Source organism: Variovorax robiniae (assembly GCF_037889955.1).
Classification (GTDB): domain Bacteria; phylum Pseudomonadota; class Gammaproteobacteria; order Burkholderiales; family Burkholderiaceae_C; genus Variovorax; species Variovorax robiniae.
Window position 1 is genome coordinate 1 of record NZ_JBBKZS010000064.1, and the last position, 5434, is coordinate 5434.

Genomic DNA, 5434 nt, shown 5'->3' on the forward strand with positions numbered 1-5434 from the left:
TCGGTCAGCAAGGTTTCAGGGAATCGCCTGTTGCTGGACCAGGCGCTGTCGAACCTGCCGGGCCGGCCGCAAAGCATCTACGAAACGCAACACGTGACGACAATGCTCGGGTTGGTCGAGGCGGGCCTTGGCGTGGCCGCGGTGCCGTCAATGGCAATGCCGGGCCCCGACCATCCGTTGCTGGTCAGTGTGCCGCTTTCCGAGCCACTCATCACCCGCAAGATCGGGCTCATCAAGCGAAAGGGCCGGTCGCTGACACCAGCCGCACAGCAGCTTTACGGGTTCTTCCTCGAGATGAAAGCAAGGCGCGGCAAGCCGGCCAAGGGCCGCGCCGCCGCGCCAATTCCAGCTGCTGCCGTCGATCAATGAGCGGTGCCTGCGTTGCCAATCGGCATCGGTTGCATCGCACCCTCCTCGAGGTCGTGTTCCGTATTCGCATAGTTGGACGCCAACTCGCGCGTCAGCACTTCATGGTCGCAGGCGCGCTCCCACTTCGACACCACGATGCAGGCCACCGCATTGCTGATCGTGCTGGTCAGGGCGCGCGCTTCCGACATGAAGCGGTCGACGCCGACGATCAACGCCACGCCGGCCACCGGCAGTTCAGGCATCACCGTGAGCGTCGCGACCAGGGCGACGAATCCGCTGCCGGTGACGCCCGCCGCGCCCTTCGAAGTGAGCAGCATGATGCCCAGCATCGCCGCGATCTGGCCCCATGACAGGTGGATGTCGCACGCCTGGGCGATGAACATCGACGCCAGCGTGAGGTAGATCGCCGTGCCGTCGAGATTGAACGAGTAGCCGGTGGGCAGCACCAGTCCGACAACACCCTTCTTGCAACCGAGACGCTCCAGTTTCATCAGCAAGCGCGGCAGCACCGGTTCGCTCGACGAGGTGCCCAGCACCACCAGCAGTTCCTCGCGGATGTAGCGCAACAGTTGCCAGAGCTTGAAACGGTGGATGCGGCACAGCACGCCGAGCACGATGAAGACGAAGAAGAAGCACGCCACGTAGAAGGTGCCGATCAGCAGCCCGAGCGAGCCGATCGACTTGATGCCGTAGCGCCCAACCGTGAAGGCCATCGCGCCGAATGCGCCGACGGGCGCGAGGCGCATGATGATTCCGAAGGCCGCGAACAGCATGTGCGAGAGACCTTCGATGCCGTCGAGCACCGGCTTGGCCGCCGCGCCGATGCGTGTCAGGCCGAAGCCGCACAGCACCGCCAGCAGCAGCACCGGCAACACTTCGCCTTCCGCGAACGCACCGAAGAAGGCGTTGGGGATGATGTGCAGGGCGAAGTCGGTGAAGCCGTGGATGTGGATCTGCCTCGCGAAATTTGCGGCCACCGAGGCATCCAGATTCTTCGGATCGATGTGCATGCCGGCGCCGGGCTGCAGCACGAACACGGCGACGAGGCCAGTGATCAGCGCAATGATGGTCAATGCGTAGAACAGGCCCATCGCCTTCAGCAGCGTCTTGCCGATGTCCTTCGAATCGCCAAGCGAGGTGATGCCGCTGACGATGGTGCAGAACACCACGGGCGCGATCATCATCTTGACCAGCTTGACGAAGGCGTCGCCGAGCGGCTTGAGGTTGGCGCCGAAGTCGGGCCAGTAATGGCCGACGGTGATACCGAGGACCAGGCCGATGAGGACCTGGACGTAGAGGAGCTTCAAGAGCTTGGGGATTTTCACGGTGTTGTCTCCTGGATGGGGGCGCGCAGGTGTGCGTACCGGTCTGTGCCGGTTCGGTCTCTCAGTGCAATGGAAGGCGGACGCTCAGCGTCTTGCGGCCAACACGCGGTCGACCATCACGCCGGCCTGGCCGAGGTTGTTGGCCGGGTCGCACATGGCATCCAGTTGCGCGCGGGTGACATGCTTGTTGATCTCGGGATGCGCCGCGAGGATCTCGATCAGCGGCCGCTTCTCGGTGATCGACTGGCGGCACAGGTCATAGACCAGGTCATGCGCGTATTCGCGACCGATGTACGGGCCCAGGCCCATCATCACGGCCTCGGACATCACGAGCCCGTTGGTGATGTCGATGTTGGCGCGCATGCGCGTGGCGTCCACCTCGAGGCCCTTGAGGACGAACTTCGTCTGCTTCAATGCGCCCGACATCAGGCAGAAGATCTCGGGCAGCGACACCCATTCGATTTCCCACGGGCCGGTGGAGCGCTCGTGGTCGGCCACCATCGCATCCATCAGTGCAGCCGCATGCTGGCGCGCCACCGACACGTTCGCATGGATGTAGAGGCAGGAGATGGGGTTGCGCTTCTGCGGCATGGTCGACGAGGAGCCGCGGCCGGGCGCGAAGGGCTCGAACACCTCGGCCACTTCGGTCTGCATCATCAGCTTGACGTCCATCGCGATCTTGCCGAGCGAGCCGCCCACCAGGCCGAGGAAGGCGCCGACTTCGGCGATGGTGTCGCGCACCGTGTGCCAGGAGATCAGCGGCTGCGCCAGGCCCAGCTCCTTCATCAGGCCGGCTTGCGTTTCCATCGCGCCCTTCTCCAGCGACGACAGCGTGCCGGAGGCGCCGCCGAACTCGCCCATCAACACGCGCGGCTTGAGTTGCTGCAGGCGCTCGCGATGGCGGTCGATGCCGGCCAGGATGCTGGCCATCTTGTAGCCGAAGGTGATGGGGGTGGCCTGCTGCAGGTTCGAGCGGCCGATGATCGGGGTGTCGCGGTACTTCGTCGCGAGAGCGGCCAGTGCGTCACCGATCTCGTTCAGGTCCTCTTCGACCAGGGCCAGGCCTTCGCGCATCTGCAGCACGGCGGCGGTGTCGGTGATGTCCTGCGTGGTCGCGCCCCAGTGGCAGTATTCGCCGAGCTTGTCGCGGCAGTTGGCATTGATCTGGTTGACCACCGCGATGATCGGGTAGCCGATCTGCTCGGTCTTGGCCTTGAGTCGGGGCCAGTCGATCTGCGACAGCTCGCAGTTCCTGACGATCTCGTCGGCCGCCTCCTTGGGGATGATGCCCAGTTCGCCCTGCACCTTGGCGAGTGCGCGTTCGATGTCGAGGTACTTGGCGGTGCGGTTCTCGTCGGACCAGACATCGCGCATGCGCACGTCGCTGAACATGTCGCCGAAGATCCGGGAATCGATGATGGTGGAAGCCATGTTGTTGTCTCTTTCTGCTCTGGAAGTTGGGGAATGGGGTCAATCGCGGGCCAGGGCCAGCGTGCGTTGGGCCTGAAGCACCACGGGGCGATCGACCATGCGGCCGTCGAGGCGGGCTGCGCCGGGTGATGCGGCATCGGCGACGAGCACGCGGCGGGCCCAGTCGAGCGCGTCTTCGCCGGGGCGCAGCGCTGCGTGAATGGGAAGAACCTGGCGCGGGTGGATGCACAGCTTGGCGCCAAAGCCGTGGCGACGAGCATCGGCAAGGTCGGACAGCAGGCGCGCTTCGTCGTCAAGTTGCGGCGTGACGCCCGCCACCGGCGCGGGCAAGCCTGCGATGCGCGAGGCGATGGCAATCCGACTCGCGGCATAGGCGAGGCCGGATGCGTCCGAGGCGATGTCCATGTCGAGGTCGAGCGCGAAATCGAGCGTGCCGAAGACAAGCCTCGACGCACCAGCGGACGCCACGCTGTCCACGCATGCCACGCCGCGGGCGCTTTCGATCAGCGCGAGCACGGTGGCGCCGGGCACGGCCGCACGGGTCGCGGCGATCTGCCCGGCCGACTCGGCCTTGGGCAGCAGCACGGAAGTCACGTCGGCGCGGCGCATGGCCGCAAGGTCGTCGGCAAACCATGTCGATTCGGCGTCGTTGATTCGCACCACGATGCGCGAGCGATCCTCGGTGGGGGCGCTCGCGAACCACGTCGCGATGGCGACGCGAGCTGCTGACTTGTCGTCCGCGGCCACCGCATCCTCCAGGTCCAGGATGACGGCGTCGGCGCCGCTGGCCAGGGCCTTGGCGAAGCGTTCCGGCCGCGTGCCGGGCACGAACAAGTACGTGCGTGGCTGCATGGGTGCGTCGGATTTCATGAGGCGCCTCACACCGCGTCGGAACTGTGCAGGCTGGTGATCTCTGACGCGCTGTAGCCCAGCTCGGCCAGGATCGCATCGGTCTGCTCGCCGAGCGCCGGCACCGGGTCCATGCGCGGTCCGGTGTCCCAGGTTCCCGGCGGCAGCATCGCCGGCACCGGGCCCTTGGCCGTGCCGACTTCGGTCCACCGCCCACGCGCCCTGAGCTGCGGATGCGCCCAGACGTCCGCCATCGTGTTGACCTGCGCGTTCGCGATCTGCGCCAGTTCCAGCCGCTCCACGACCTGTGCGCCCGTCAGCGGTTGGAACGCATCCACGATGATCTGGCGCAACGCCACACGCTCGGCGACACGCTTGAAGTTCGCGGTGAAGCGCGGGTCTGTCGCCAGGCCTGGCTGCTGCAGAACCTTGTCGCAGAAGCTGACCCATTCGCGCTCGTTCTGCAGCCCGAGCATCACCGTCGTCCCGTCGCCGGCCGGGAACGGACCGTAGGGGTAGATGGTGGCGTGGCTGGCGCCGGTCCTTGGCGGCGGCGCCGCACCGTCATAGGCGTAGTACAGCGGGTAGCTGGTCCATTCGGCCAGCGACTCCAGCATCGAGATGTCGATGCGCTGGCCCTTGCCGGTCTGGCCACGCTGCAACAGTGCGGCGAGGATGCTGCTGTAGGCGTACATGCCTGCGGCAATGTCGGCGATGGAAGGGCCGGCCTTGCAGGGCTCGTCAGGCGTGCCGGTTACCGAGACGAAGCCAGCTTCGCTCTGGATCAGCAGGTCGTAGGCCTTCTTGTCGCGGTACGGCCCCGGGTTGTCGGCATCGTCGCCGTAGCCGGAGATGTCGCAGACGATCAGTTGCGGCTTGGCCGCGGAAAGCTTCTTGAATCCGAGGCCGAGGCGCGACGCTGCGCCTGGCGCGAGGTTCTGCACCACCACGTCGGCCTTCTCCATCACCAGTTTCTCGAGGATGCGGGCCGCCTCGGGATGCTTCACGTCGAGCGTGAGGCTTTCCTTGGACCGATTGGTCCAGACAAAGTGCGATGCCAGGCCGTGCACGCGTTCGTCATAGCCGCGGGCGAAATCGCCCGAGCCGGGTCGCTCGATCTTGATGACGCGGGCGCCGAGGTCCGCGAGTTGTCGCGTGGCAAACGGCGCCGCGATCGCGTGCTCGAGCGTGACGACGGTGATGCCCTTCAATGGCTGCATGTGCTTGTCTCTCTGGATGTTGGGTGTGGGTCAGCGCAAGACGGCGGTGGCGTCCATCGTCAGCCAGCCCTCATGGTCGGAGGCCCAGAGGCGGATCGTCTTGCCGTCTGCCTGGGGCTGTCCGCTCACGTGGAACGCGTTCAGGTCGAAGGTCGGACGAACCGCCTTGAAGCGGAAGCTCGCGACCTCTGCATCGGGCAGTTGGCGGCGCAGCAGGTCCATCAGCAGCGTGGCAATCAA

Annotated in this window: 6 protein-coding genes; 1 reads left to right on the plus strand and 5 read right to left on the minus strand. The window is 65.9% G+C overall.

Annotated elements, in window-relative coordinates; translation table 11 throughout:
* A partial coding sequence (locus WKW79_RS36625; RefSeq protein ID WP_340340130.1) for a LysR substrate-binding domain-containing protein occupies positions 1–369 on the plus strand: 369 nt, incomplete at its 5' end.
* Here the strand turns inward: WKW79_RS36625 and dctA are convergent.
* The 5 genes from dctA to WKW79_RS36650 form a co-directional block, all read right to left on the minus strand.
* The gene (gene dctA, locus WKW79_RS36630; protein WP_340340131.1) at positions 363–1694 is read right to left on the minus strand and encodes a C4-dicarboxylate transporter DctA; all 1332 of its coding nucleotides are present in this window, start codon (positions 1692–1694) and stop codon (positions 363–365) included. The two genes, WKW79_RS36625 and dctA, sit on opposite strands and share 7 nt — an antisense overlap.
* An 84-nt stretch (positions 1695–1778) precedes the next feature.
* The gene (locus WKW79_RS36635) at positions 1779–3125 is read right to left on the minus strand and encodes a class-II fumarase/aspartase family protein (protein WP_340340132.1); all 1347 of its coding nucleotides are present in this window, start codon (positions 3123–3125) and stop codon (positions 1779–1781) included.
* Between the two features lie 39 nt (positions 3126–3164).
* Complete coding sequence (locus WKW79_RS36640) at positions 3165–3995, minus strand: HpcH/HpaI aldolase/citrate lyase family protein (protein ID WP_340340133.1); 831 nt, start codon at positions 3993–3995, stop codon at positions 3165–3167.
* Positions 3996–4003: 8 nt separating this feature from the next.
* Positions 4004–5194 carry a CaiB/BaiF CoA transferase family protein gene (locus WKW79_RS36645; protein WP_340340134.1) on the minus strand — a complete coding sequence of 397 codons (1191 nt, stop codon included), beginning with the start codon at positions 5192–5194 and terminating at the stop codon, positions 4004–4006.
* Positions 5195–5224: 30 nt separating this feature from the next.
* Positions 5225–5434 (minus strand): hotdog family protein (locus tag WKW79_RS36650; protein ID WP_479694203.1); only part of this gene is annotated, 210 nt, incomplete at its 5' end.

Excerpts from the sequence above, each read along its gene's own strand:
- WKW79_RS36635 (WP_340340132.1), bottom strand. The coding sequence starts at position 3,125 with ATGGCTTCCACCATCATCGATTCCCGGATCTTCGGCGACATGTTCAGC.
- WKW79_RS36645 (WP_340340134.1), bottom strand. The coding sequence starts at position 5,194 with ATGCAGCCATTGAAGGGCATCACCGTCGTCACGCTCGAGCACGCGATC.
- WKW79_RS36640 (WP_340340133.1), bottom strand. The coding sequence starts at position 3,995 with ATGAAATCCGACGCACCCATGCAGCCACGCACGTACTTGTTCGTGCCC.